Below are 26,988 nucleotides of genomic sequence, written 5' to 3'. Positions count from 1 at the left end.
CGGCCCGCGCTAGCCGGACCGGTCCTCCCCGGGCACCGCCAGGTGCAGCAGGACGGGGACCCGACCGGACGTCAGGTAGCCGCGCCCGGGCGGTCCGGTGAAGTACTGGTCCGGTTCGAGCGCCATGTGGTGCGCGAGCGCCGCCGCCCGGTTCTCGGGAGTCAGCACCAGCCGGACGCCCGTGCTCATGACCGTGTTGATCAGCCGGGCGAGTGGACCGGGAAAGCCTGTGAGCGCGGGTGCGGCGTCTCCGGTCAGGACCAGGGCCTGAGCGCCACGGGCGGCTGGCTGGGCGATCTCCTCCAGCAGGGTGGGCGCGCTGGCGAACCCCTGCTCGGTGGGGAGCACCGAGACATGGTCGGCGTCGTCGACGATCACGGCGAACGGAGCGTCGGCGAAGGCCGCGGCGGCGCTGCGCAACTCGGTGTCCGCGATGGCCGCCCCGGTGAGTACCCGGACACCCGGGTCGTGCGGAAGCAGCCCCGGCAGGGGCGACCGGGGCGACACGACCGCGAGCACGCCGACGCCCCGCCGGCGTAGGCCGTGGGCCACGACGGCGGCGGCGGTCGTACGACCGGCTCCCGGCGGCCCCGAGACCAGCAGCAGGTGGGGTCCGGCCGCGAAGAGGTCGATGCCGACGGTGGTGTTGTCCGGCGCCCCGACGCCGAGGGGGATCCAGGTGGCGCCGGGTAGCGCGGCGGGCGGGCGCAGCGCGTCGAGGGTGATGCGGGTGGGCAGCGCGGGGAACCGGCGGGGTAGCCGGGCGGGGTCGACGCCCCGGGCGGCAGCGGCGGCGTCGGCCACGAGCCGCGTGGCGGACGCGGCCACGGACCCGGGGCTGGCGGCGTCGCTGCCGATGGGCTGGCAGAGCTGGACGTGCCGGCCGGTGCCGGCGTCGACGGCGCGGCCGGGCAGCGCGGGTGGGCTGGTCATCGCGGAGGTCAGGTGCGCGCGCCGGGTGTCCTCCTTCGGGAACGGCAGGAGCAGCCGCCGGTTGTACAGGCCCGGCAGCTTGTGGTTGAGCATGTCCTGCCCGCCGAGCGGGACGACGTGCACGCCGAGGGGGGCGCCGGCGGTCACGACCCCGCGCAGCGTCGCGAGCAGCGAGGTCTCCACGAAGTCGGGGTCGCTGTGGTCCTCGAAGTGTTCCCAGCCGTCGACGACGACCACGACGTAAGGGCGGGGAGCGTCATCCGGGTCCGGCGTGCCGGCCGCGCGCCGCCGGGTCTCCTGGTCTAGCCAGGCGACCAGGCGGCGGATCCGGTCGGGGTCCGCCGGTGTGAACACCCCACCGCAGTGCGGCAGGTCGGCGTAGTCGGCGAGGCCGCCGGGTCGGCGCTCGACGAGGTAGAGGTGTGCCCGGTCGGGCGGGAACCGGGTGACGAGGCTCGTGACCAGGGTCCGGACGAACGTCGTACGACCCGACTGCGGACCGCCGGCGACCAGCAGCCGGTCGCCGGCGGCGAGGTCGAGGAACTCCGCCGGCTGCGCCTGCAACCCGGGCTCGTCCGCCAGGCCGAGCGGGATGGCCGTGTCCGGCGGGGCGGCGGTCTGCCGGCGGCGCAGTTCGTCGAGGGTGAGGACCGCCGGCAGCGGGGGCAGGAGCGGCCGGAACGGGGCGGTGAGTCTGGCTCTGCCGGCGGCCTCCTCCACGGCCGCGATCGCCAGCTCCTGATCCGTCGCGGCGTCGCCGGTGCGGCTGTCGCCAGCGACGCGCGGCATGCCCAGGTCGGCCCATTCGAGGGTACGGACGGAGGCCGCGACGGCACCGGAGGGCGGTGGATCGCCGAGGTAGCCGGACTGGAACTCGTGCGGCACCCGGGTCTCGGCCGTGGTGCAGAAGATCATCGCTCGCCCGCGCAGGGAACCGGGGATCGCGGCGGCGTCGGGCACACCGAGCACCTCGGTGCTGTCGGCGGCCTCGTTCTGACGCAGGCTGATGCGCAGCGACACGTTGTTCTTCAGCTCCGGCGACAGCTTGCCCTGCAACGACTGGGTGGCCAGGACGAGGTGCATGCCCAGGGACCGTCCCTTGGCGGCGACGTTCACCAGTTCGCGGACGAAGTCCGGGGTGGCGTCGAGCACCCGCGCGAACTCGTCGAAGACCATGACGAGTCGGGGCAACGGCGGCAGTCGCCGCTGCGTGCGGCGCTTCTCCCAGTACCGCTCGATCTCCCCCTCGTAGCGAGCCAGCAGGGACTCGCGCCGGCTCACCTCCGCGCGTATCGACGACAGGACGCGAGCCGCGGCGGCGTCGTCGAAGACGTCGGCGACGGTCTCCCCCGTGGAACGGATGAGCGCGACGACATGGGGGCAGCGTTCGAAGGGCAGGAACGCGCTGCCGCCCTTGAAGTCCACCAGCACCATGTTCAGCTCGTCCGGCCGGTTCGCCAGCAGCAGCGCGGCGACCAGGGTCTGCAACAGGACGCTCTTGCCCGCGCCGGTGGCGCCGCCGAGGATCATGTGCGGGCCCTGGCCGGCAAGGTCGACGTGCACCGGCCCGTTGGCGTCCGCGCCGAGCACCACCCGGGTGCGGGGCCCCCGGTCCTCCCCCCACAGGGCGAGCACGTCGTCGGCCGTCGGCGTGCCGAGGCCCAGCAGGTCCAGCAGTCGTACGCGGTCGGGGACGGCGTGGTGGGCGGCGGCCCGGGTCGCCCGGTCGCGCATCGGCGCCAACGCCCGGGCCAGCCGCTCGGCGGTCGCCGCGTCGAGGGCGTCCGGTCGGCCGTGGACGGGTGGTTCCTCGGCACTGCGGGTCAACCGCACCGAGTCCGGACCCACCTCGCACAGCCCCCGCGCCTCGGTCGTGCCGTGCCGGTCGGCGCAGATGGCGTAGACCCCGACCGCCGGCCCGTCGCGCAGGATCTCGTCCGTACCGGGCAGTTCGCGCAGGGCGAGCGCGCCGTACAGGACGACAACGATGTCCCCGCCGGCCCGGCCGGGCGCACCGGTGCTCTCCTCGGCCCGCCGCGCCGCGACGAGTCGGCGCAGTTCCCCCAGTCGGTCGGCACGCGTCTGCGGGGTGTTGCCGATCCGGCAGGGCACCCCCGCCCCGCCGTCGAGGTGTGGCAGCCACCGGGTCCACGCCAGGTCGTCGCCGTCCCCGGCGGTCAGCACCACCAGGCGCAGGTCGTCGGGGCCGCGCAGGGTCGCCAACTGGACCAGCAGCCAGCGCACCAGGTCGCCCACCTGCTGGGTCGCGCCGGCGATGCCGAGCACGCCGGTGGACCGCAGGTCGACGGTCAGCGGAGCGGCCCGCAGCACCGGTGCCATGAAGCCGGACCACGGCTCGCCGCGTACCGTCACCGCGGCGGGCAGGTCGGTGGTGCCGACGCGTACGGTCAGGCCGTGCGGCGCGGCCGGCCGGCGCGCCCACAAGTCGACCCGCTCCCCCAGGGCCGTCTCGGTGACCTCGGTCGGCCCCGGGGCGAGCAGGTGGCGGACCCTGCGTTCCTCCCGCGCCTGCGCGTCGACCTTCTCCTCCACCGCCTTCTTCGCCTCGGCGAAGCTCCGTTCCCGCTGCTTCGTCTGCTTCTCCTCCGCCGAGCTCATCACCTGGTAGGCGATCATCGCCCCAACCGCGCCCAGCCACAGCATCGGCTGTTGGAAGAGGAAGGCCGCCGCCGCTGCCATCCCCGCCCCGAGCAGGGCCATCGTCGCCGTGCCGCCCGCCGCCGGCTGCTGCTGCACGGGCATGGTCACCTCGACGCTCGGCACCACCGGGGCCGGCACGAAGGCCCGGTCGAACTCGAGCCGCCCGTCCGGGGCGCGGGCCACCCGCAGCGCACCGGCCGCTGCCGGTCGCCACCGCAGTTCGTCGGCGCCGACCCGCAGTCTGCTGCGGCGGGTCAGCCTGGTCCGCCTGCTGATCCGCACCCCGTCGACGAAGGTGCCGTTGCTGGAACCGGTGTCGACCACGTCGGCGCTGCCGTCGGCGTGGACGCGGATCTCGGCGTGGCCGCCCCGGGACACGTCGGAGTCGCGCAGCGGCACCGACGCCCGGGAGTTACGCGCCAGGGCGTGCCGGCCCGCGGTCAGCGTCACCGCGAGGCCGGCGTCGGGGCCGCGTACCACCTCCAGCATGCCGCGGGCGTCGGTGTCGACGGGGCGACCGGGCGGGCCCGGCGCGCCCACACTGATCACCGATCCCGGCACCAGCGGGCTCTGCGCCACGGTGGCCGCCGGGTCGAGCCGGGTGCTGCCGACGAAACAGGCCCGCCCGCCGACGGGCACCGGCAGCTCCGCCAGCAGCGCACCGACACCCGTGGCCGGCTCGGCGGTCACCTCGACGTCCCGGGACGTTCCCGTCTCGGCGTCGCGGACCGTCATCCGCAGGATCATCGGGGTCGCTCCGCCCCGAGGGTCCACACCCGGATGCCGTCGGTGCCGCCGCACGCCAGGGCCGTGCCCTGCGCGTCGAACGCCAGGGAGTCGCAGTCCGGCACGCCGATGTCGGTGAGTCCCAGGCCTTTGGAGTGCACCGTGCGGCCGGTCGTGGTCCGCCACACCCTCAGGTCGTCCCAGGTGCTCGTGGCGAACAGGTCGCCGGGCCCGAAGGCGGTCGCCCGCACCTCGGCGGCACCGCCGCGCAGGGTGGTCACGATCTCGTCCGATCCGGCGTCCCGGATGACGACGGAGTTGTCGGGTCGCACGTTCGCCATCGGGCCGAAGCTGCCGGCAGGGCCGACCCTGGCGCCGGTGCTCGTCCGCCAGAACCACCGCGTGTTCTTCTTCTCGTCGACACCGAGCAGGAGACCGCCGTCCGCACTGAACCGGACGAGGCTGACGTCGATGTCGTCGGCGTCGATCGGGATCGACCGGACGCGGCCGGTCACGCTCCACAACCGGACGCCACCGGTGGTGGCCGCGACGAGCATGGACCGGTCAGGGCTGAACCGCAGGGACTCGACCCAGGGGTCGTCGTCGCCGCCGAGGGTGGCCGCGACGCGCTGGGCCGCGACGTCCCACACCTTGATGGTGCCCTCCTGGGTGCCGCTGGCCAGCAGCCTCCCGTCGTGGCTGACGTCGAGCGCCGTGACCGGGTCGGTGTGGCCGTCGAGGACGGCGGTGGCCTGTCCGGTGGTGGTGTCCCAGATGGTGATCGTGCCGTCGCGCCCACCGCTGAAAAGCCGGTGTTCCGGCCCGTACGCCAGCACCGACACCGACTCCTTCGTGAGGACCCTGATGTCCGCGCTCTCGTGCCGGTAGTAGAGCGTCGCCCCCAGCAGGAGCACGACCACCACGATCCAGCTGACCAGGATGGCCCGGCGTGGGACGACCTGCCGGTCGGGCGCGGCGCGGCGCGAGGTCACGACGGGGCACCGGCCCGGGACGACGCCCTCCATCGCCTCGGCCAACTCCTCGCTGCCGGCCCTGATGTCGCCCACGACCAGCACCGGGCCGCTGCCGGGCCGCGAGTTCAGGAACGCGCGGAGCGGCGGCACCATGACCGGGGCGGCGGCCTGCGGGGCGGCGACTCCGAGGAACAGCCGGGTCCGGTGCGGGTGCCGGGTGGCGACGAGCGCGAGGACGTCCAGGTCGTCCCACGCCAGCGCCGCGTCCCGCCCCGCCTGCTTCGGCGTGCTCGGTCCACGGAGCACCAGCGCGTCGTCGGTGATCTCCAACCGGGCGGACCACGGAGCCTGAATGCCGATCGTGCCGACCAGCCACAACACGACCGCGGCGGCGACGGTGAGGTACGACGGGACACCCAGCGTCTTGTGCAGCAGGAGCCAGCCGAGCCAGCCGGCCAGGGCCGGCACGAGCACGTACGCCACCAGGTTCGTACGCCGGATCGCGGGTGGCGGCACGACCTGGTAGCCCTCGTCCGGGTCGGACCGCCCGGTCCCGTCGGCCCGGATCGTCGCGTGCGTGGTGGTGGGTGCCGACTCCCAGTCGCCTGCGGCGCCCGAGGCGCTCCCGCCGGAGTCGGCGGGCGCAACGGGACCGGCTTCCCCGGCCGGGCCGTGGGTCACGGCCACGCCGGCGTCCGTCGTCTCGCCGGTGAGCAGCGTGCGGGCCCGGTCGAGCGTCATCCGGTGCTCCGGGTCGCGCACGAGGAGCCCGGCGATCACGACGGACAACGGCGGCGCACAGCGTACGGGCGGCGGATCGTCGTGCAGGACGGCGTGGATGGTCGCCGCCGTGGAGGCGCGGTCGAACGGGGCCACCCCGTCCACCGCCTCCAGCAGGGTCACGCCCAGCGCCCACAGGTCCGCCGCCGGGCCGGGCTCGGCACCGTGGAACAGCTCCGGGGCCAGGTAGCCCGTGGAGCCCATCACACCCGTGTGGGTCAGCCGGGAGTCGCCGTCGGCCCGGGCGATGCCGAAGTCGACGAGCTTCACCCGGTCGCCGTCGAGCACCAGGATGTTGCCGGGCTTGACGTCGCGGTGGACCACCCCCGCCGCGTGCGCCGCGGCCAGCGCGTCCAGGACGCGTACGGCGAGCGTGCCGACCCGGGCCGGCGGCAGCGCCCCGCCCCGCTTCAGGACCTCGGCGAGGCTCGGAGCCGCGACCAGTTCGGACACGATGTAGAGCGCCTCGTCGTCGCCCGTTGGCGGCACCACGTCGTGGACGGCGATCACGGCCGGATGACTGATCCGTCCCGCCGTACGCGCCTCGCGCAGCGCCCGCTGACCGAACAGCGCGCGATCCTGCGCGGGCAGGCCCGGGTCGGCACGGATCTCCTTGACCGCGACCTGGCGCCCGATGAGTTCGTCGGTCGCCCGCCAGACCACGCCCATGCCCCCGCGACCGACCACCTCGTCGAGCCGGTAGCGCCCCGCCACGAGCCGGGACTCCTGCACACCCAACTCCTTGCCACGAACCGGAGAGTCATTGTGGACAGTACCGGCGCGGCAGGGGCGGCAGGTGCCCGGAAAGTGTCGCCGTCGCGTACTCCGGCCGGGCGACGGCCGCTGCGGTGCCACCGACTGCGACTGCCCCGGGGCCCCTGCGCCGGACGCAGCAGACCTCGGGGCAGTCAGCGGCCCGGCGCGGAGCCGGACCCGTCGTCGCTACGGGCCGGTCAGCACCAACCGTTGACGGGGCCGTTCACACCGGACCACAGGTAGGCGTCGGAGACCCAACTGCCGTCGCTGAGCCGGTTCCACAGCGCGGTGGTGCCGTACCGCCCGGTGTGGCTGGTGCCGTTGGCGGAGCAGGAGACGGTCACCGTGGCACCGTCGCTCAACGAGCCCAACGCGGCGTAGCCGCTGCCGGGGCCGGACCGCCTGGTCAGGGTGCCGCCGCCGTTGGCGTCGACCACCGCCTGGTTGAAGCCCAGCGCGCCGTAGTTGTAGAGCGCACCGCCGGCGCCCCGCCAGGTCGAGCCGTGCCGCGCGCCACCCTGGTACGCCGAGGCGCCGTTCTCGAACGCCCACTTGCCGATGCCGTGGCCGGCGATCGGCACGTACGCGCTGTTCTGCCGCAGCCCGAAGTGGACGTGCCGGCCGGACGCCGACCCGCCGCAGGTGACGTCGGTGCCCGTGTAGCCCAGGTACGCGCCCTGGGCGACGGCGGCGCCGTTGACCGAGATGCTGCTCCACAGGTGGTAGTAGTCGGTGGAGTAGCCCCGGTCGTGGATGACCCGGATCCACCCGGTGCACATCGTGTACGCCGTGCCGGCCCGTGCCGCGCGGACCACCTGGTCGCCGCCGGCGAGGTCGATCGAGCTGTACGGCGACTCGTAGCCGCCCCAGCCGTGCGGGCCGCTAGTCAGCGTCCACGTCTGGCCGACGGCGAAGGGCAGGGCCATCCCGGTCCGGAAGTCGCCGCCCGCCTGCATGGTGCCCGGCGTACGCGCGAAGACCGCCTTCTCCTGCTTGTTCACCAGGGGCGACTCCGCGGCGAGTTCGCTGAACCCGGCTTCGCCGTCGAAGTTCACCCGCCACGTCCCGGCCTCGGCGCGGGCGATGAAGACGGCGCCGGTCGGGTGGACGTCCTTGTCGTGGGAGGTGACGGCGACGGCGGTGCCGAAGGCCCACCGGCCGTTCTCGCGGGTGACGGTGACGCGGGTCTCGGGGCTGTCGGCGTGCCCCGCCGCCATGGCCTGGGCCTGCCCGCGCAGCTTGGCGGCCACGGCGTCCTCGACGCTCACGCGGATCGGGTCGGGGGTGGGCGCGGCGGCGTGCGCGGCGGTGCCCGCGACCAGGACCTCCGTCGCCAGGAGGGCCGCGGCGATGCCGACCCATCGTCTCTTGTGCACCATTGATGACCTCTTTCACATCGAGGGGCATCGCTAAGTGGTGCTGACGATAGACAAAACATGGAAGGTTGTCTACGTCACCCCCGTCGGCGGTGAAGGTATGTTTCGGGCCGGGCGGCCTCCGCTCAGAACAGCGTGGACGGCCCGACCGGCGCCGGCTCGGGCAGCGCCGCGACGCCGGGCAGCCGTGCCCGGACCTCGTCGTGGAAGCGGCGCGCGAGCTCGGGCGCGTCGGCGTTGTCCGGGGTGTGCACGAACACGGTCGGCGAGCGGCCCTCGCGCAGCCAGCCGGTCACCACGTCGAGCCACGGTTGCCAGCCCTCGACCGTGCGGGCGGGGTCGTCGCGACCGAGATAGCGGACGATCGGCCGGTCGGTCAGCGCGCGGGTACGCAGCGGGGTGCGCGGCTTCCTCGTCCACGCCTCCCGTTCCGCGTCGCTGGTCGGCGGGGAGCGGAAGAACGCGGTCGTGTCGAAGGGCACCCACTCCGCGCCGACCGTGGCGAGCGCCTCCTCCAGCGCCCGCGCCGCCCGCGGCTCGTCGAAGAACGCGGGGTGGCGGACCTCCACGGCGTACCGGTGGGCGGCGGGCAGCCCGCGCAGGAAACGGGCCAGCGCGGGCACGTCGGTGGGGCCGAACGAGCCCGGTAGCTGGATCCACAGGGCATGGGCCCGTGGGCCGAGGGGCTCGACGGCGTCGAGGAAGGCGCGAAGTTCCCCGTCGGCGCCGGCGAGCCGGCGTTCGTGCGTGACGACCTTCGGCAGCTTCAACACGAACCGGAAGTCCGGGTCGGTCTGCCGCGCCCAGGACGCGACGGTCTCCGGGGTGGGGGTCGCGTAGAAGGTGGTGTTCCCCTCGACCGCCGTGCACCAGCCGGCGTACGCGCGCAGCCGCTCGTGGGCCGGCAACGGGTGCGCCAGGAAGCGCCCCTGCCACGACTTGTGCGTCCACATCGCGCACCCCACGTGCAGGCGCATCAGGCCCTCCCACCGCTCGACGGTCCGACGCCGGGACACCCCGCGCCGCGGGTACGGTATCCGCCCGCGCCGGCGCTCAGCCACGCCGCCGGGTCAACCACGCGGGCACGCCGCCACGCCGCCGGGTCAACTACGCGGGCGCAACCCCGCCGCCGGGTCCACCGCGCCGGGCCGCGCCACCGCCACGTGCGGCACGGGGGCCTACCGCGCCGCAGGGCAGCAGACCGTCAACGCGCCGGGCACCACCTTCACCTTGAGCCGGGTGGTCTCGCCGCGCGCGCCGCCGTCCAGCTCGTACGTGCGCGGGGCGGCGAGGCGCACCTTGATCCTGCGGCCCCGCGTGATCCGTACGAACGGCGACTCCTCCGAGCGGCCGGCGGCCATCCGGCCCAGCGTGCGCGCCCAGTCCACCGCGCCGTCGGCCGTGGCGACGCCGATCTCCAGGCAGCCGTCGTCAGGGCGGGCGTCGTCGAACGCCGGGATGCCGCCGGTGATCGTGCCGACGTTGCCGAACAGCACACAGCTCGCGTCGCCGTCGAACCACTCCGCGCCGTCGACCGTGATCCGGGTGCCGACCAGCTCGCCGCGCACGTGCCGCAGCCCCGTCCACATGTAGGCCAGCCGCCCGAGCCTGCCCTTGAGCCGGCGGTCGGCCTCGCGGATGAGGTCGCCGTCGAAGCCGGCGCCCGCCATCACGGCGAAGTGTTCGCCGTTGATCCTGCCCAGGTCGAGGTCGCGGCGCCGGCCGTGCAGGCCGATGCGGACGGCCTCGGGCAGATCCTGCGGGATGCCCAGGTTGGCGGCGAACAGGTTGGCGGTGCCGGCGGGCACGATGGCCATGGCGGTGCCGGAGCCCGCGAGGGCGTCGGCGCAGCGCTGGACCATGCCGTCGCCGCCCCACACGAAGACCAGCTCGGCGCCCCGCTTCAGTGCCTTGCGGACCTTCTTCGGCGCCTTCCGGCTCTTCGGCACCTCGTACCAGATGAGGTGCTCGACCCCGGCGCCGGCCAGCTCGGCGCGCAACTCGTCGAGGCCGCCGCCGAGGGTCTTCCTGCGGTGGGCGACGACCGCGACCGTGCCCGTCCGGGCCGTGGTCGCCGGTTCGTCGCCCACCGTGCTGCTCGCGCTCATGGTTGCCGGGAGTACCCGGCCGGCGCGGATTCCACGCCCGCCGCCGGCCGTCGATCAGCGCGCCGACCAGGCACCGGGCGGCTCGGCCCGCACCGTCAGGCCGGCCGCCGGCCCCGGGTCGACACGAACTGGTACGACATCACGGCGAACCCGGGGTCCCGCAGCAGCCGGCGGAACGCCTCCAGTTGCCCGGGCGACACGCCCGCCTCGATCAGCTCCGGCTCCATCTGCCGGGAGTTCGTCTCGTACAGCGACGCGCCGAGCGAGCCACCGGGCCAGCTCTCGGAGTGGGTGATCGTGTCGATCTCGACCAGTCCCGCCGACGCGAAATGGGCGTGCACGTCCTGCGCCCAGGCCAGATCCGCGCCGTGGCTCTGCAGGATCCCGAGCATCGCGTCCGTCACCTGGGCGAAGAGCTTCGCCGCGTCGTCGCTCGGCGCGGTCAGCACGCGCAGCGGGGCGGTGCAGTCGAACTCCTCGACCACCAGCCAGCCGCCCGGAGCCAGCGCGTCGGTCAGCGAGGCCAGCACCCGCCGCCGCTCCGGCAGGTGCAGCAGCACCAGCCGGGCGTGGATCAGGTCGAACGTGTCGCCGGGCGGCGGCTCGCTGCGCACGTCGTGCCGGAGCACGTCGAGATTGGCCGTGGGCACGAGATGCGCGGTGTCGATGTCGGTCGCCAGCACGCGTCCCGCCGGGCCGACCGCCTGGGCCAGGCCCCGGGCCACCGAGCCGCCACCGGCACCGATCTCCCAGCAGACGCCGCCCGGGGCGAGCACCGGCGCGCCGACGCGGGCCGCGGTGATCGGGTCCAGGAAGGACTCCAGCGCCCGCAACTGGGGCACCGCCTCCGGGGAGCCGTTGTCGAAGGTGTACTCGGTGTCACGGATGTCTGTCGGCATCGTCGCTCAATCCTGTCGAAGGTGGTCGGGTCAGGTACGCGGAACCGGCCCAGAGCCCGGGGACCGGCCGGGACTCCGGCAGCTCCGCGACCGCGGCGACGCTGAGCATCGCCGCCAGGCGGCCCGGTTCGGCCCGGGCCTCACCCGCCGGGCGGTCGTAGACCACCCGGCCGTACTCGAGCACCGCGATCCGGTCCGCGACCTCGACGGCGTGCTCGAGCTGCTGCTCGACGAGGAGCACCGCCAGCCCGGTGCCGGCCAGCGTGCCGACGAGGTCGCGTACGCGGGCGGCCAGGGCGGGGGCCAGCCCTTCGCACGGCTCGTCGAGCAGCAGCACCCGGGGCTGGCCGAGCAGGGCCCGGGCGATCGCCAGCATCTGCTGCTCGCCCCCGGAGAGCTGGTCGCCGCGATGGCGCAGCCGGGCCGCCAGCCGGGGCAGCAGCTCCAGGATCCGGGCGACGGTCCACCCCTCACCCCCGGGGGTCGCGGCGCGCCACGGCACCGCCGCCAGGGCGAGGTGCTCGGACACGGTCAACCGGGAGAAGACCCGCCGGCCCTGCGGGACGAGACCGACCCCGCTGCGGGCGACGCGATGCGGCTGCCAGCCGGCGATCTGCACCCCGCCGACCTCGATCCGCCCACCGCAGGGCCGCACCAGCCCGGCGACGGTGTGCACCAGGGTGCTCTTGCCGGCGCCGTTGCGGCCCACCACCGCCTGCACGGTGCCGGCCGCCACATCGAGGGTGACCTCGTGCAGCACGATCCCGCCGGCGTAGCCGGCGCAGAGCCGCTCCGTACGCAGCATCACGACACCGCCTCCGCGTAGGCCTGCCGGACCGGACCGGAGGCGCGGATCTCGGCCGGCGTGCCGGTGGCCACCGTCCGGCCGTCGCGGAGCACGCTCACCTGGTCGCAGAGCGCGTAGACCAGGTCCAGCCGGTGCTCGACGAGCAGCACCGCGACGGCGCGCGGCAGGGCCCGCAGGAACTCCACCAGCCGGGCGACCTCGACGCCGGACAGCCCGGCGGCCGGCTCGTCGAGCAGCAGCAGCCGCGGCCGGCCCGCCAGGGCCATGGCGATCTCGAGTTGCCGGCGCTGCCCGTGGGCGAGCTGGCCGGCGGGGGTCGCGCCGACCTCACCCAGACCCATCCGTTCCAGCCACACGCCCGCCGTCCGCTCGGCGGCACACCGCCTCGCCCCCGGCCGCCACCGGCCGGGCCGCACCGCGTGGGGCAGCGCGGCGACCACCACGTTCTCGGTCGCGCTCAGGGTCGCCCACACGGCGGGACGCTGGTGGATCCGGCCGATGCCCCGGCGCGCCCGGGCGGCGGGGCCGAGGCGGGTGACGTCCCGGCCGGCGAGCAGCACCCGACCGCCGCCCGCCGGGACCGCGCCGCCGAGCACGTCGAGCAGGGTCGTCTTGCCGGCGCCGTTGGGCCCGATCAGGGCGTGCCGCTGGCCATGGTCGATCCGCAGGTCGACGCCATCGAGCGCGGCGAGCGACCCGTACCGGACCGTGACGTCCCGGGCGGACAGCAGCGGCGTCATGCCCGTACCCCCGTCGGCGTCGGCCGCTCCGGGGCGGAGGCGCGTGCCCGCGGTCCCGGGAGCAGCCGGCCCCGCACGCCCGACGGCCGGTGCCCGTCGCCGGGCAGCAGGTAGACGGTGACCACGAACGCCACTCCCAGCACCAGCGGCGCATGCCCGGGCAGCACGCCGAACAGCCAGTCCCGGGCGGCCACGACGATCGCGGCGCCGACCAGGGCGCCGCCCACCGACGCGACCCCGCCGACCACCACCCCGAGCAGCAGCAGGGCGGAGGTGTCGAACCCGAAGTCGGCCGGCGAGATGAACTGCTGCGCCACCACCAGCAGGGAGCCCGCCGCGCCCGCGACCGCCCCCGCGGCGACGTGCACGGCCGCCACGTGCGCCGACACCCGGTGGCCGCTGGCCCGCAGCCGCGCCTCGTCGTCGCGCCCGGCCCGCAGCACCAGGCCGGCCCGGGTGCGCAGGATGAGCAGCACGGCGCCGACCAGCACGGCGACGACCACCAGGGCGTACAGGTAGCGCGCCCGGTCGGTGGCGAGCACCGGCAGCCCCCACAGGGGACGCACCGGCGGGACCCCGGCGAGCCCGTCGGTGCCGCCGGTCACCGAACGCCACCGCCCGACGACGGTCACCGCGAGCTCGCCGATCGCCAGCGTGATCATCAGGACGATCACGCCGCGCGCGTACACCACGAGCGGGACGGTCGCGGCGGCCAGCGCCGCCCCGGCCGCCGCCGCGACGGCCAGGTGCACCACCGCCACGTCGGAGAGGCCGCTGCCGACGACCGCGCTGGCGTACGCTCCCGCCGCGTAGGGCGCGGTCTGCCCGAGGGTGGGCAGCCCCGCGACGCCGGTGAGCAGGGCGACGCTCACGCCCACCAGGCCCAGCGCGAGGGTACGCGCCAGCAGCGCCACGGTGTAGTCGTCGACCGTCCACGGCGCCAGCAGCAGCCCGGCCAGGACGAGCACGGCGACTCCCCGGCGCAGCGCGCGCACCGCCTCGTGCCTCACGACGCCCGCCGGGCCGTGGCCAGTCCCCGCGCCCGCACCGCAAGGACGGCGGCCATGGCGGCGAAGAGCAGGAACGGGGCGGCCGACGGGGCGAGCGCCACACCGAGGGTCTGGATCTGCCCGACGGCCAGGGCCGCGAGCAGGGTGCCGGTCATCGAGCCGAGGCCGCCGAGGACGACGACCACCAGCGACAGCAGCAGCACCGAGTCGGCGGTGTCCGGGCCGGGACCGATGATCGGCGCGCCGAGCACGCCCGCGGCGCCGGCCAGCGCCCCGGCGGTGGCGAGCACGCCGACGCGGATCCAGGCAGGGTTCACGCCGAGGGTGGCCACCATCTCGGCGTCGTCGACGGCCGCGCGGACCAGCATCCCGGCCCGGGTGCGACGCACCGCGACGTGGAGCAGACCGGCGAGCACGGCGGCGACGACGATGAAGACCAGGCGGTACGCCGCGTAGCGGTGCCCGGCCACCACCACCGACCCGTCCAGCGCCGCCGGCACCCGCACCGGTGGGTCGTCCGGCCCGAACACCCCCGCGAGCAGGCTCCCCCCGGCCAGCGCCACCCCGAAGGTGAGCAGCGCCTGGGTGAGGTGACTGCGTGCGGCGACCCGGGTGAGCAGCCCGGCGACCAGCACGCCGGCCGCGGTGGCGGCGACGATCCCGACGGCCAGCGCCAGCACCAGGCTCACCCAGCCGCCGTCCAGCAGCGCGGCGGCGGTGTACCCGCCGATCGCGTACAGGGTGCCGTGCGCCAGGTTCAGGATGCCGGCGACGCCGAAGCAGAGCACCAGCCCCGCCGCGGCGACGAAGACCAGCAACCCGTAGGCCACCCCGTCCAGGGCCGGGACCAGGTACGGGTCGATCCGGATGTCGACCGCCACGGCGCTCATCCGCCGACGGTGGCGAGGTCACCCACGACGGTGTTGGACAGCGCCCGGCCGTCCTGGCGTACCTGGCGCAGGTACCACTTCTGCACGGGTGCGTGGGTGGTCGGCGAGAACTGCCAGGTGCCGCGCGGGCTGGCGATCTGGCCGAGCTGGGCGATGGCCGCGTTGACGCTCTCCGGCGACGGGTCGTCCCCGGCCGCCGCGATGGCCCGGTCCAGCACGGCAGCGGCGTCGTAGGAGGCCATGGCGTACGTGGTCGGGGAGCCGTCGTTCTTCGCCTTCCAGGCGGCCACGAAGGCGCGGTTCTCCGCGTTGTCCAGGTCGGGCGAGTAGTTCAGCACCGAGTAGACGTCCCGGGCGGCCTCGCCCTGGGCGTCGAGCACCCCGCCCTCGGTCAGGAAGCCGGCGGCGTAGAGCGGCAGGTCGCTGATCTCCGACTGCGCGTACTGCTTGACGAAGTCGACGGCCGCGCTGCCCGCGTAGAACGTGTAGACGGCGTCCGCGCCGGAGGCCTTGATCCGGGCGAAGTACGGCGTGAAGTTGGTGGTCGACGGGAACGGGGTGAAGGTGGTCTTGCCGTTGGGGTTGGCCAGCGTGCCGCCGGCGGCGACGAACGCGTCGGTGAAGCCGCGCAGCTCGTCCCAGCCGCCCTGGTAGTCCGGACCGATGGCGTAGACGCTGCCGTCGACGTTGTCGCGCACGTGCCGGGCGATCGCCTCCCCCGGCTCGTCGGAGAGGTACGAGGTGTGCCAGATCCGGGACACGTCCTTGAGTTCCGGGCGGCCGTTCGAGCCGACGAACGGCACCTTCGTCTCGTTGAGCAGCGGGTAGACCGCGGCCACCGAGCCACCGCCGACGATCCCGGTGAGCGCGACCACGCGGTCCTGCTTGAGCAGTTTCGTCGCGGCGGGCACCGCGGTCGCGGCGCCGTTGCCCTCGTCGGCGACGACGAGTTCCACCTGTCGGCCGCCGAGCTTTCCGTCGTGGGTCGCCAGGTAGAGCTCGAAGCCGGCGCGGAGGTCCTTGCCGACCGCCTGGTAGGTGCCGGACAGCGACGCCAGCAGGCCGATCTTGATCGATCCGGCGGCGCCGCCGCCGCGCCCACCGTCGGCGCACGCGCTCGCGACGAGCAGGACGAGGGCGAGCAGGGCCGCGGTGCGGGCACGGCTACGCCGGGGCATGGTCAGAGGCATGTCTTCTCCAGGAGGGATGGGGGTTCCGGCGTGGGTGCCGGGGTGTCAGCGGCTGCGGCTCAGTGCCGCCCGCGCCGCCGGGGTCAGCGCGTCGCCGATGCGGTTCGCCAGCTCGGTCATCTCGTAGGAGACCTTGCCGACGTCGCACTGCGGGTCGGCGAGCACGAGCAGGGACGCGCCGTCGTTGAACGCCATCGAGAACATGAAGCCGCCTTCGAGCTGCGTGACGTTGGAGATCACCGCGCCGGCGTCGAAGAAGGCCGCGGCGCCGCGGAGGAGGCTCACCAGGCCGCTGCCGGTCGCCGCCAACTGGTCCGCCCGGTCCGGCGGGAGTCCCCTGGTGGCGGCCACCATCAGGCCGTCGCTGGAGATCGCGATCGCATGGCTGACCTCGGTGGCGCGCGCGGCGAAGGCGTCCAGCAACCAGCCGAGATCCTGTTGGTCGGTCACGTGCTCTCCCTGTCGGGTCAGTTGTTGATCAGGTTGGACCGGCGCCCGGCGACGCCCCGCGCGTACGCGGCCATCGCGGTGGCCACCTGGGTCGGGTCGCGGTGCGCGGAGCGCTGCTGCGGCACGGTCACCCCGCCCGGGACGAGGTGCTGCTGCGGCTGGCGCCGCGGCAGGCCGGACGTGGTGGTGGCGACGACCTCGGGCGCTTCGGCTCGGGCGGCGGTCCGCCAGGCGTCGTCGGCGGGGCTGGCCCAGGGCCTCTCGTCCGTGCCGTCGTGACTGGCCTGGAACCAGTGGTTGACCTGGTCGAAGATGACGAGTTCCTCGGTGGGCTGGTCGCCTCGGCCGGCCGGCGCCGGTGCGGGCCGGAACACCGGCGCCACCGGCAGGGCCCGCTCGGCCGCCGGCGTCCCGGCCCACGGCTCCGGCGGCCTCCCGGCCCACGGCTCCGGCGGGCTGGCGGCCCACGGCTCCGGTGCGGTTCCGTTCGCCGCCGCCGTTGCGTACGCCGGTGGCACGGCGGCGGTCCGCGCCGCGCGCCGGGACGGCCGGGTGGGCGTGAGCAGGAACTCCTCCGGCGGCAGCGACCGGATGATCGCGCCCGGGAGCGCCGCCTCGGCGATGGTGCCCCGGCGAGGACCGGGACGCAGCTGCACGGCCACGCCCAGCCGGGCGGCGAGCTGCCCCACCACGACCAGCCCCATCGCCCGTACGGCCGCGACGTCGATGGCCGGCGGGTGGGCCAGCAGTTCGTTGAGCTGTTGACGCCGCTGCGGCGACAGCCCCACGCCCTCGTCGCTGACCTGGACGATCACCCGGTCGCCGAGGCTGCGACCGGTCACCCACGCCTCGGTGCCCGGCGGGGAGTAGCCGGTGGCGTTGTCCATCAGCTCGGCCAGCAGGTGCACGACCTCGTCGACGGCCTCGGCCGCGACGGCGACGTCACCGTCGACCATGCCGAGGCGGATCCTGGCGTAGTGCTCGATCTGGCTCTGCGCGGCCTGGAGCACCTGTTGCAGGGGTACGTCGTGCTGGCGTACCCGCCCGACCCCCACCCCGCCGAGCACCAGCAGGCTGGCGTTGATCCGCCCCATCCGGGTGGCCAGGTTGTCCAGCGTGTAGAGCTGGTCGAGCCGTTCGGGGTCGGTCTCGTCCCGCTCGACCTTGTCGACCTGTGCCAGCACCGCGTCGACCAGGCGCTGCTCCCGCCGACTGAGGTGGATGAAGATGTCGGCGGTGTTGGCCCGCATGACCGCCTGCTCGGCCGCGGTACGCACCGCCGCCCGGTGCACGGCGGCGAACGCCTCCCCCACCTCGCCGATCTCGTCACCGGTCGACGGCTCCAGGGCGTCCGCGCTCTGCCGGCGGGCCAGCTCGTCCGGGTCCACCGAGGAGTTGTCCGGATGTTGGAGCCGGGCCACCACCTGCGGCAGCCGTTCGAACGCGACGGCGTTCGCGGCGTCCCGCAGCCGACGCAGCCGGCGCGTGATCTGCCGGGCCACCACCCAGGTGACCAGTGCCGTGAGCAGCAGCGCCACCACCACGGCGGCCGCCTGCACGGCGGTGCGCCGCCGCTGGTCGGCCTGGGCCGAGCGGATGTCGTCGAGCACCGCCGCGTCGACCCGTTGGCGCAGCTCGGCCAGGCGGGCGGACCACTGTTGGGTCGCGGCGACCCAGGCGCCCGGATCCAGGCGCAGGCGGCTGCCCGCACGGGTCCTCGACACCTCGTCCTGCAACCGTTGGAGCAGCAGGGCGTCCGCGCCGCTGCCCGCCTGCTCCCACCAGCCCCGCCAGGCGGGCCGGGCGAGCGCCAGGAAGGACAGGCTGGACTCGGTGAAGCCGGAGCGGGCGGCGGTGATGTCCTGCTGCATGGCCGGGGTCAGCTGGTCGGCGGTGACCGCGCGCAGGACGGCCACCTGCTGCTGGCCGGCCGCCTCGGCCGCCTTGGACAGCGCCGCCGAGGCCCGCATGCCGTCCGTGATCCGGGCGTTGACCGCCCCGAGGGTGACGCTCTCACGCAGCGTGAGCAGGTCGGCGATCACGATCCGGTAGCTGAAGGTCATCGCCGACACCGAGGCGCGCGCCGCCGTCCGGACCTGCGCGCGCAACGGCGGCAGGCCCTCCAGCGCCAGGTCGATCCGTGCTAGCGCGGGCTGACCGGCGGCGGGCCCGGAGGGCACCAGTGCCCGCTGCCGGCGGTAGCGGGCGACCGCGTCGTCGGTGCTCCTGGTGGCCTCGACGAAGGCGTCCTGCTGCTCGGCCGCGCCCCGGCCCAACAGGTCGGCGGCGACGACGCGCTCGCGTTGCAGTTGGTGCGCCAGGTCGCCCGCGTCGGCGGCCAGGTGCGCCAGGGATCCGAGGTCGCTCGCGCGGGTCGTCTGGCGGACGCTCTCGGTCAGGGCGAGGCCGGCGAAGCCCATCACGGCGACCAGGGGAGCCGCGACGATGAGGCGCATCCGGGTGGCGATCTTCCAGCTGCGGCGGCCGGTCGGGTAGGGTCGGGCCGCGTGGGACCTCGTGCTCGACGCCAAGATTGACTCCCGCGACTCATCCAAGACGGCCTATGCGCACCTTGCCATTTGCACGTCTCATTCGGCCGGAACCCGCGCGCTCAGACCAGACCTGGCAGTGGTACAAACGGCCCGTACCCGCATCTGTACCCAGCGTCAGCAGCGCCTGACCGCCCCCGCGGCCCCGGCCACCCGCAGGTCAGGGGCGCCCGGATCGACCGCCCGACGGAGGGGGCGGTAGGTCCGCCTCCGGCTGCCCGCCGAGCACCTGGCCGATCAGCTCCCGCAGCTCGTCGATCGCGGCCACGACCGCCTCCGGGTCGCGCGCGTCCCGCCGCACGACGGCCGTCGTGAGGGCCGGCTCCAGCCCGGCCACCTTCCCGAACCGAGGCCCACGGCGACCGTCCGCGGCCAACTGCTCCGCGGCGACCTGCGGCCACAACGCGGCCAGGCAGCCGCCGGTGCCGAGCACCTCGTCGCAGCGGACCGCGAACTCGTGGCTGCCGTACCGGCGACCGGACTCGACGGCGGCAACCGTCTCGCGGCTGAACCGCACCCGCTCCGCGAGCGCCCGCTGGGTCAGTCCCTGCCGGGTACGCCAGGTGCGCAACTCGGAGCGGAACCGGTGGATGGCACCGGAGCCACTGGCGCTCGACGGAGGCGTGCGATCCATGTGTTCACCTTCACGACGCCGATCTACCGTATCGGCATCGGCGTCAATCGACATTGGGCGACGAATGGGTATTCGCAGGGGACAATTCTTAACCCATCACAGGACGGGTGTGAAGACGCAACTTCGGAGGGTAGTCGCCGCGCGTGGACCGCGGGGCCCGGCGCAGCCGCCCCGGGGAGTGGGCCGCCGCGCCGCGCCGCCGCCGGTCACCCGGCTACGGGCGCGGCAGCGCCACCGGAGGGCACCGCCGCCTCGACGAGCACCGGCAGGCTCCGGTGCGCCCGGAATGCGACATTGGGCTTGTACGCACGGCGATGCCCGGCGGCCAGCCGCAGGCCGGGAATTGCCCGGCCGAGCCGGGTCAGCGCCGTCTGCGCCTCCAGCCGGGCCAGCGCCGCGCCGATGCAGAAATGCGGCCCGTGGCCGAACGACAGATGTCCGTCCGCGTCGCTCCGGTGCGGATCGAATTGTTCGGGGCGGACGAAAACGGCTGGGTCCCGATTCGCGGCACCGATCAGCAGCAGACAGCGCGCACCCGCCGGAATGGTCACGCCGTCCAGGGAGACGGGCCGGCGGGTGACCCGCAACCAACCGTCGATGGCGGGCGCGAAGCGCAGCGTCTCGGTCAGGAACGCGGGAATCCGTTCGGGGTGCTCGCCGAGTTCCCGCCACCGGCCGGGGCTCGACAGCGCCTGGTCCACCGCGTGGGCGAGCAGCCCGGCCGTGGTCTCGTGGCCGGCGACCAGGAGGTTGAACACGATGCTCGACACCTCGGCCACCGTGAGCACCTCGTCGTCACCGTCGCGGTACGCCAGCAGTTGGCTGACGTAGTCGTCGCCGTGCGGGCCGGCGGCGAGCCGGGCGCGTACCGACTCCTCGCAGTAGCGCCAGAACTCCCACAGACCCCGCGCTAGCCGCACCTGTTCGGCCGGCTCCGGCCGCCCCCAGATCAACGCCAGCTGACCGTCGCCCCAGGCCCGGATCCGCGGAACGTCCTCCTCCGGCACGCCGAGGATGTCGAGGAGGACCAGCAGGGGAAGTTCGGCGGTGAACTCGCCGACGAGGTCCACCCGCCCGCCGGCGCGGGCGACGAGCCGGGACACCAGTTCGTCGACCCGGCGTCGGACGATCGCGCCGTACCGCTGCTCGACGCGTTCCGGCGTGTTGGCGAAGGTCGCCCGCAGGGCCCGGCGGGTGCGGGGGTGCACCGGCGGGTCGGCCGCAGCCGTGGTGGGCGGCGCGTCGATGCGCGCGATGATCTCCATTGCCTCGGGGCAGACGTCGTAGATCGGGGCGAGGGTGAGGGCGTTGCCGAAGGCCCCGACGTCACTCAACGCCCGGCGGACGTCGGCGTGCCGGGTGATCAGCCACAGCCCCAGGTCCGGATCGTGGTGCACCCGGTCGGGATCGTCGAGAAGCCGCCGCCACACCCGTGCCGGATCGGCGAGATACACCCCCACGAACGGATCCAATCGCATGACCGCCTCCTGGAGCGCCATGGCCACGAACGGAATCGCCGAACGGCTCCCGGGGATCCGGTTTCAGCCGCGCTCCTTCACGGTGCGCCCATTCCGAGACCAAGTCAATATCAGCGCACTTCAATGTCTTGGCGCGCAATTCACCCGCCCTCGGGGCGCACTCGCAGCACGGCGTTCTGCAAGTTGCGATTTGTTCCTTGCCCCGTCGGCAGCGGCGACGACCAGGGTAAACGACGCCGCGACGGGCATCACGCACCGTCGCGCGCCACTGCCCGCGTGTCCCGGTCGGCCCCGGGAAATGTGGTGCACCACCGGCCGGGATCTGACCGGAACTGGTTGACCGACGCTCGGCACCCGCAACGGAAAAGGGCCGACGATGCCGCCCGCGCCCGACGAGAAGGGTCGCCCTTCCGTGGTCGACGGGGCGATCGGTCGGGGCCTGGCGTGGCAGGTGGGCCGGCCGGCGACATCACGCCGGCCGGCCCGTGCGCCGCGCCTAGAGGGTACGCGCGAGGCGGTCGGCGAGGATGCGGGTGAACCGGGAGGGATCGGCCAGCTCCCCGCCCTCGGCCAGCAGCGCCAGGCCGTAGAGCAGCTCGGCGGTCTCCTTCAGCGGCTCCTCCGTGCCGCCCTGCTCGTGTGCCTTGCGCAGGCCGGTGACCAGCGGGTGCCCGGGGTTGAGCTCCAGGATCCGCTTGACCGCCGGCACCTCGTGGCCCATCGCCCGGTACATCTTCTCCAGCGTCGGGGTGATGTCGTGGGCGTCGCCGACGACGCAGGCGGGCGAGGTCGTCAGCCGGGAGGAGAGGCGGACCTCCTTGACGGAGTCGGCGAGGGTGGCGCCCATCCAGGTGAGCAGGTCGGCGAAGTCCTTGCGCTGCTGCTCGCGCTCGGCCTCGGCCTCCTTCTTCTCCTCCTCGGTGTCCAGGTCCACCTGGCCCTTGGCGATGGAACGCAGCGTCCGGCCGTCGTACTGGCCGACGCGCTCGATCCACACCTCGTCGACCGGGTCGGTGAGCAGCAGCACCTCGTAGCCCTTGGCGCGGAACGCCTCCATGTGCGGCGAATTCTCGATCATGGTGCGCGAGTCGCCGGTGGCGTAGTAGATGTCGCTCTGCCCCTCCTTCATCCGACCGACGTAGCCGGCGAGGTCGGTGGGCTCGGCCGCGTCGTGGGTGGAGGCGACCGACAGGATCTCCAGGAGGACGTCCCGGTTCTCCGTGTCGTCGATGAGGCCCTCCTTGACGGCGGCCCCGAACTCGGTCCAGAAGGTCCGGTAGCGCTCGGCGTGGTTGGCCTTCATGTCCTTGACGGTGGCCAGGATCTTCTTGACCAGTCGGCGACGGACGACCTGGATCTGCCGGTCCTGCTGGAGGATCTCCCGGGAGATGTTCAGTGACAGGTCGTGCGCGTCCACGACGCCCTTGACGAAGCGCAGGTAGTTCGGCATGAGCGCTTCGCAGTCGTCCATGATGAAGACGCGCTTGACGTAGAGCTGCACGCCGCGGCGGCCCTGCGGGGAGAACAGGTCCAGCGGCGCGTGCGACGGGATGAACAGCAGGGCCTCGTACTCGAAGGTGCCCTCGCCCCGCATGTGCACGATGTCCAGCGGGTCGGCCCAGTCGTGGCTGACGTGCTTGTAGAACTCCTTGTACTCGGCCTCGTCGACCTCGTCGCGGGAGCGGGCCCAGAGCGCCTTCATCGAGTTGAGCGTCTGGGTCTCGGTGGTGCTCTGGTCGCCCTCGCCGGGCCGCTCGACGGTCATCCGGATCGGCCAGGCGATGAAGTCCGAGTACCGCTTGACGATCTCGCGGATCGTCCACTCGGCGGTGTAGTCGTGCAGGTTGTCCTCGTCGTCGGCCGGCTTGAGGTGCAGGGTCACCGAGGTGCCCTGCGGCGCCTGCTCGACCGACTCGACGGAGTACGTGCCCTCGCCGGCCGACTCCCAGCGCGTACCGCCGCTCTCCCCCGCCCTGCGGGTCACCAACTCCACCCGGTCGGCGACCATGAACGCCGCGTAGAAGCCCACGCCGAACTGGCCGATCAGCTCCTGCCGCGCCCCGGCGTCGGAGGACTCCCGCAGCTTGCGCAGCAGCTCGGCGGTCCCGGACTTGGCGATCGTGCCGATCACCTGGACCACCTCGTCGCGGGACATGCCGATGCCGTTGTCCCGGACGGTCAGCGTGCGCGCCGCCTTGTCGACCTCGATCTCGATGTGCAGATCGGAGGTGTCGACCTCCAGCTCCTTGTCGACCATCGACGCCAGGCGCAGCTTGTCCAGCGCGTCCGAGGCGTTCGAGATCAGTTCGCGCAGGAAGACGTCCTTGTTCGAATAGATGGAGTGGACCATCAGCTGGAGCAGCTGACGCGCCTCGGCCTGGAACTCCAACGTCTCGGCCCGGTTGCTCACACCGTGTCCTTTCATGCTCGAAAGCCCACCGAAGGTTCGCGGAAAGGATACGAGTCGTCGCCGACGGCGAGACGACGGGACGGCGGCGCGTCGGGAGGCGGCGCGGAGCCCCGGGTCAGCCCCGGTCAGGCGGCGCCCGCCGGCCCCCGGGGGCGTCACCGCCGCGCCGCGCGGTCCGCGCCATCGACGCCCTGCCGTCGTATCGGTCGCAGCTTCCGCGCAGGTACGTCCAGGTGTCAGGACCCCGGCGGCGGGGTACAGAGACGCGCTGGGGTGCCGGCGGACGTGCAGCTGAGGCCGGGTGCCAGGATGTACGGGTAACACCAGCAAGGGTCGTCGGGGCCCGGAAGTGAGGGCTGCGATGAGGTGCGACCGAGGGTGACGCGACCCACGGGGAGCCTGTTCGCCGACGGCGGGGAGACCGGGCGGCTGATGGCGCGCCTGGACTGGGCCGCCACCCCACTCGGCCCCGTCGACGGCTGGCCGCAGAGCCTGCGCGCCGCCGTACGGCTGGTCCTCTCCTCCCGCTACCCGATGCTGCTGCTGTGGGGCGAACACCTCACCCAGCTCTACAACGACGCGTACTCGGCGCTGATCGGCGACAAGCACCCCGACGCGCTCGGCGGTGACGTGCGGGTCACCCTGGCCGAGGGCTGGGACGTGCTGGGCCCGCTCATCGACGAGGCGATGGCGACCGGCGTCGCCAGCTGGGTGCCGGCGCTGCGGCTGCTGCTCGATCGGGCCGGCTACCGCGAGGAGGCGTACTTCAGCGTCTCGCACGCCCCCGCCCGCGACGACGAGGGACGCACGGTGGGGGTGCTCACCGTGTGCAGCGAGGTCACCGAGCAGGTCGTCGGCGAGCGCCGGCTGCGCCTGCTGCGCGACCTGTCCGTCGGGGGCGACGGGCGGACCGTCGACGTCGGGAGCACCTGTGCCCGCCTCGCCCAGGCCATCGGCGGGCATCCGCTGGATGTCCCGTTCGCCGCGATCTACCTGCGCGAGGGCGCGCTGCTGCGCCGTGCCGCCCACGTCGGCGGAGCGGCCGTGGCCGCCGCCCTGCCCGGCACGCTGCCGGCGGGCGAGGGCCACGAGTGGGGGCTGGGTGCCGCCGCCGGCGGCACGACGACCGAGGTGTCCGGCGTCGACGGGCGGCTCGTCCTGCCGGCCGGGCCGTGGGGTGACCCGCTGCGGACCGCCCGGGCCCTGCCGCTGCCCTCCGCCGAAGCGGGCCAGCCGCTCGGGGTGCTGCTGGTCGGGGTCAGCCCGAGCCGTGGGCTGGACGAGGCGTACCGGGCGTTCCAGGCGCTGCTGGCCCAGCAGGTGGCCGTCGCCGTGCGTAACGCGCAGGCGTACGAGGAGGAGCGCCGGCGGGCCGAGGCGCTCGCCGAGCTGGACCGGGTCAAGACCGACTTCTTCACCAACGTCAGCCACGAGTTCCGGACCCCGCTGACGCTGATGCTCGGCCCGCTGGCCGACGCCCTCAACGACAACGAGCATCCTCTGCCCGCGAGGCAGCGGGAGCGGGTCGACACCGCCTGGCGCAACGCCACCCGGCTGCTCACCCTGGTCAACAGCCTGCTCACCTTCTCCAGCCTAGAGGCCGGGCAGGCGCACAGCCAGGCCCGCGAGGTCGACCTGGCCGGGCTCACGACCGAGCTGTCGAGCGTCTTCCGGGCGGCCGTCGAACGCGCCGGGCTGCGCCTGGAGGTCGACTGCCCGCCGCTGCCGCGCCCGGTCGCCGTCGACCCGGTCAACTGGGAACGCATCGTCACCAATCTGCTGTCCAACGCGCTGAAGTACACCTTCGTCGGGCGGATCCGGGTCGCGCTCACCGCCGACGACGAGGAGATCCGGCTGACCGTCGCCGACACGGGCATCGGCATCGCCGAGGAGGACCTGCCGAAGCTCTTCGCGCGTTTCCACCGGGTACGGGGCGCCCGGTCACGCAGCCACGAGGGCACCGGCATCGGGCTCGCCCTGGTCCGCGAGCTGGCCCGCCTGGAGGGCGGCGACGTGCGGGTGGAGAGCCGGATCGGCACGGGGACGACGTTCACCGTGGCGCTGCCGTGGTCCGCCACGCAGCGGGCCGCCGGGCCGGCCCCCGTCGGGGTCGGCGACGCGGCCCGGGCCGCCGCCCAGGAGGCGGCCGGTTGGCTGGCCGATCCGGCGCAGGCGGGGGCGTCCGCGCCGGCCGGGCCGCCGGTGCCGGCGTACGGCGGCGTGGACGCGTTGCGGCACGCACGGATCCTGGTCGCCGACGACAACGCCGACATGCGCGCGTACCTGGCCCGGTTGCTGGGCGAGCAGGGCTGGCGGGTGGAGACGGTCGGCAACGGCCGGCAGGCCCTGGAGGCGATCCACCGGGCTCCGCCCGACCTGGTGCTCACCGACGTGATGATGCCCGAGATCGACGGCTTCGAGCTGGTGCGGCGGCTGCGTGGGCAGGCCGGCACCCGCATGCTGCCGGTGGTGGTGCTCTCCGCACGCGCCGGCGGGGAGGCCGGCGTGGAGGGGCTCGGCCTGGGCGCCGACGACTACATCGTCAAACCCTTCGCCGCGGCCGACCTGGTCGCCCGGATCCGGGCCACCCTGCGGGGTGCCCACAGCCGCCGCCTCGGCGACGCGGCACCCGACGCGGGCGGCGTCCCGGGCACGCGGGGCACCCCGGCCGGCCCACCGGCCCCCGGTGCTCCGTCGGACCGTCCGGCCGTCGCGCCGCCCGCGAGCGGGAACGGGGGGTACGCGCACGGCGGGGGGTCGGTCCCCGAACGCCCAGCCGTGCTGGACGCGGGCTGGACGTACCCGTCGCAGCCCACGTCGGCCGCCGCCATGCGGCGGGACGTGCGGGCCTCGCTGGAGGGGCTGGACCTCGATCCGGACACCGTCGCCGATCTCCTGCTGGCCGCCTCGGAGGCGGTCAACAACGCCGTCGAGCACGCCCAACGCCCGACCCGTCCCGAGGTGCGTGTTCGGCTACGGGTGTCCGACGGCACCGTCCGGATCACGGTGCGCGACTTCGGCACCTGGCGGGACCGTCGCCCGGCCATGGACCGGGGACGCGGCGCCACCCTGATGAACGCGTACGGGGACGTGCGTCTGGTGTCCACCGCCGAGGGGACCACCGTCACCATCGAACGTCGCCTGCCCCCGGCTCCCTGACCCGGATTCCGCCCCCGATCGGCGGGCTGGGCGATTGCGTGCCGTCTGTCCGGTTTGTGGTGGCGGTCGTCACCAGCCCGGTGGGCATGGCCCGGGGCCCCGGGTCGTTGTAACCACCGTGAGCGCGTGACCCCCCGAGCTAGCTCGACGGCCGGGGCGAGCCGGTCGGAATGCCGGCCAGGCCCGCGTCGTTACATCCCCCCGGAACGCGCACCGCCCTCTCACCCGAGGGCGCGCACCTGGTTCGACCTTTCCCTCAGCCCGCGACCACACCCACCCCCCTTGGTGTTGTCGCGTACCCCCGATCGAAAGGTGCCCCCATCATGCGTACCGACATCTTCCGCACCAGCGCCCTGACCGTTGCCGGGCTCGCCTTCGCCGGCGGCGCCATCGCCGGCCCGATCACCGCCGCACACGCCGCCTCCCCCACCGACACCCGACCCGCCACCACCGGCAA

17 protein-coding genes are annotated in these 26,988 nt (G+C 74.3%); 1 reads left to right on the top strand and 16 read right to left on the bottom strand.

The features are described 5' to 3' along the window. Window positions 1–9 precede the first annotated feature (9 nt). The 16 genes from ACGFIR_RS12390 to htpG form a co-directional block, all read right to left on the bottom strand. Window positions 10–4,341 (bottom strand): FtsK/SpoIIIE domain-containing protein, encoded by a 4,332-nt coding sequence (locus tag ACGFIR_RS12390; RefSeq protein ID WP_393144779.1) that lies wholly within the window; start codon window positions 4,339–4,341, stop codon window positions 10–12. Then, entirely contained in the window at window positions 4,338–6,806 is a 2,469-nt protein-coding gene (locus ACGFIR_RS12385; protein WP_393007256.1) for a protein kinase, read from the bottom strand. Before ACGFIR_RS12385 ends, ACGFIR_RS12390 begins: the two co-directional genes overlap by 4 nt. Before the next feature lie 221 nt (window positions 6,807–7,027). Further along, window positions 7,028–8,209 (bottom strand): peptidoglycan DD-metalloendopeptidase family protein, encoded by a 1,182-nt coding sequence (locus ACGFIR_RS12380; protein WP_393007254.1) that lies wholly within the window; start codon window positions 8,207–8,209, stop codon window positions 7,028–7,030. Between the two features lie 122 nt (window positions 8,210–8,331). Beyond that, the gene (locus ACGFIR_RS12375) at window positions 8,332–9,159 is read right to left on the bottom strand and encodes a DUF72 domain-containing protein (protein WP_393007419.1); all 828 of its coding nucleotides are present in this window, start codon (window positions 9,157–9,159) and stop codon (window positions 8,332–8,334) included. A gap of 225 nt (window positions 9,160–9,384) precedes the next feature. Further along, entirely contained in the window at window positions 9,385–10,314 is a 930-nt protein-coding gene (locus ACGFIR_RS12370; RefSeq protein WP_393144777.1) for a diacylglycerol/lipid kinase family protein, read from the bottom strand. Window positions 10,315–10,409: 95 nt separating this feature from the next. Further along, window positions 10,410–11,213 (bottom strand): class I SAM-dependent methyltransferase, encoded by an 804-nt coding sequence (locus tag ACGFIR_RS12365; RefSeq protein ID WP_393144775.1) that lies wholly within the window; start codon window positions 11,211–11,213, stop codon window positions 10,410–10,412. Next, window positions 11,194–12,018: an ABC transporter ATP-binding protein gene (locus ACGFIR_RS12360; protein ID WP_393145795.1), complete on the bottom strand. Its 825-nt coding sequence runs from the start codon at window positions 12,016–12,018 to the stop codon at window positions 11,194–11,196. Before ACGFIR_RS12360 ends, ACGFIR_RS12365 begins: the two co-directional genes overlap by 20 nt. Further along, entirely contained in the window at window positions 12,018–12,761 is a 744-nt protein-coding gene (locus ACGFIR_RS12355) for an ABC transporter ATP-binding protein (RefSeq protein WP_393007248.1), read from the bottom strand. Before ACGFIR_RS12355 ends, ACGFIR_RS12360 begins: the two co-directional genes overlap by 1 nt. Further along, window positions 12,758–13,771 carry a branched-chain amino acid ABC transporter permease gene (locus ACGFIR_RS12350; protein WP_393144773.1) on the bottom strand — a complete coding sequence of 338 codons (1,014 nt, stop codon included), beginning with the start codon at window positions 13,769–13,771 and terminating at the stop codon, window positions 12,758–12,760. Before ACGFIR_RS12350 ends, ACGFIR_RS12355 begins: the two co-directional genes overlap by 4 nt. Continuing rightward, a complete protein-coding gene (locus tag ACGFIR_RS12345) occupies window positions 13,768–14,661 on the bottom strand; it encodes a branched-chain amino acid ABC transporter permease (protein WP_393144770.1) in 894 nt (297 codons plus the stop codon). The genes ACGFIR_RS12350 and ACGFIR_RS12345 overlap by 4 nt, the downstream gene beginning before the upstream one ends. Further along, window positions 14,658–15,851: an ABC transporter substrate-binding protein gene (locus ACGFIR_RS12340; RefSeq protein ID WP_393007242.1), complete on the bottom strand. Its 1,194-nt coding sequence runs from the start codon at window positions 15,849–15,851 to the stop codon at window positions 14,658–14,660. Before ACGFIR_RS12340 ends, ACGFIR_RS12345 begins: the two co-directional genes overlap by 4 nt. A gap of 45 nt (window positions 15,852–15,896) precedes the next feature. After that, a complete protein-coding gene (locus ACGFIR_RS12335) occupies window positions 15,897–16,301 on the bottom strand; it encodes a roadblock/LC7 domain-containing protein (protein ID WP_393007240.1) in 405 nt (134 codons plus the stop codon). A 17-nt stretch (window positions 16,302–16,318) separates the two neighbouring features. After that, window positions 16,319–18,832 carry a nitrate- and nitrite sensing domain-containing protein gene (locus tag ACGFIR_RS12330; RefSeq protein WP_393144768.1) on the bottom strand — a complete coding sequence of 838 codons (2,514 nt, stop codon included), beginning with the start codon at window positions 18,830–18,832 and terminating at the stop codon, window positions 16,319–16,321. Between the two features lie 178 nt (window positions 18,833–19,010). Next, window positions 19,011–19,484 (bottom strand): helix-turn-helix transcriptional regulator, encoded by a 474-nt coding sequence (locus tag ACGFIR_RS12325; protein ID WP_393144766.1) that lies wholly within the window; start codon window positions 19,482–19,484, stop codon window positions 19,011–19,013. A 206-nt stretch (window positions 19,485–19,690) separates the two neighbouring features. Next, entirely contained in the window at window positions 19,691–20,962 is a 1,272-nt protein-coding gene (locus ACGFIR_RS12320; protein ID WP_393007234.1) for a cytochrome P450, read from the bottom strand. A gap of 496 nt (window positions 20,963–21,458) precedes the next feature. Then, window positions 21,459–23,387, bottom strand: a complete 1,929-nt coding sequence (gene htpG, locus ACGFIR_RS12315; protein ID WP_393007232.1) for a molecular chaperone HtpG — start codon at window positions 23,385–23,387, stop codon at window positions 21,459–21,461. A gap of 363 nt (window positions 23,388–23,750) precedes the next feature. Between htpG and ACGFIR_RS12310 the strand changes: the two genes are divergently transcribed. Beyond that, window positions 23,751–26,531 carry an ATP-binding protein gene (locus ACGFIR_RS12310; protein WP_393144764.1) on the top strand — a complete coding sequence of 927 codons (2,781 nt, stop codon included), beginning with the start codon at window positions 23,751–23,753 and terminating at the stop codon, window positions 26,529–26,531. Window positions 26,532–26,988 lie beyond the last annotated feature (457 nt).

It is taken from the genome of Micromonospora sp. NPDC049051, assembly GCF_043197575.1.
Taxonomy (GTDB): Bacteria; Actinomycetota; Actinomycetes; order Mycobacteriales; family Micromonosporaceae; genus Micromonospora.
Note: the sequence above shows the minus strand (reverse complement) of the source record. Positions and strands in the feature narration are given on the sequence as shown.

What these genes read in the sequence shown, in the direction of transcription:
- ACGFIR_RS12390 (WP_393144779.1), bottom strand. Translation starts at nt 4,341, where the DNA reads ATGATCCTGCGGATGACGGTCCGCGACGCCGAGACGGGAACGTCCCGG.
- ACGFIR_RS12380 (WP_393007254.1), bottom strand. Translation starts at nt 8,209, where the DNA reads ATGGTGCACAAGAGACGATGGGTCGGCATCGCCGCGGCCCTCCTGGCG.
- ACGFIR_RS12375 (WP_393007419.1), bottom strand. Translation starts at nt 9,159, where the DNA reads ATGTGGACGCACAAGTCGTGGCAGGGGCGCTTCCTGGCGCACCCGTTG.
- ACGFIR_RS12370 (WP_393144777.1), bottom strand. Translation starts at nt 10,314, where the DNA reads ATGAGCGCGAGCAGCACGGTGGGCGACGAACCGGCGACCACGGCCCGG.
- ACGFIR_RS12365 (WP_393144775.1), bottom strand. Translation starts at nt 11,213, where the DNA reads ATGCCGACAGACATCCGTGACACCGAGTACACCTTCGACAACGGCTCC.
- ACGFIR_RS12360 (WP_393145795.1), bottom strand. Translation starts at nt 12,018, where the DNA reads ATGCTGCGTACGGAGCGGCTCTGCGCCGGCTACGCCGGCGGGATCGTG.
- ACGFIR_RS12355 (WP_393007248.1), bottom strand. Translation starts at nt 12,761, where the DNA reads ATGACGCCGCTGCTGTCCGCCCGGGACGTCACGGTCCGGTACGGGTCG.
- ACGFIR_RS12345 (WP_393144770.1), bottom strand. Translation starts at nt 14,661, where the DNA reads ATGAGCGCCGTGGCGGTCGACATCCGGATCGACCCGTACCTGGTCCCG.
- ACGFIR_RS12340 (WP_393007242.1), bottom strand. Translation starts at nt 15,851, where the DNA reads ATGCCTCTGACCATGCCCCGGCGTAGCCGTGCCCGCACCGCGGCCCTG.
- ACGFIR_RS12325 (WP_393144766.1), bottom strand. Translation starts at nt 19,484, where the DNA reads ATGGATCGCACGCCTCCGTCGAGCGCCAGTGGCTCCGGTGCCATCCAC.
- ACGFIR_RS12320 (WP_393007234.1), bottom strand. Translation starts at nt 20,962, where the DNA reads ATGCGATTGGATCCGTTCGTGGGGGTGTATCTCGCCGATCCGGCACGG.
- htpG (WP_393007232.1), bottom strand. Translation starts at nt 23,387, where the DNA reads ATGAAAGGACACGGTGTGAGCAACCGGGCCGAGACGTTGGAGTTCCAG.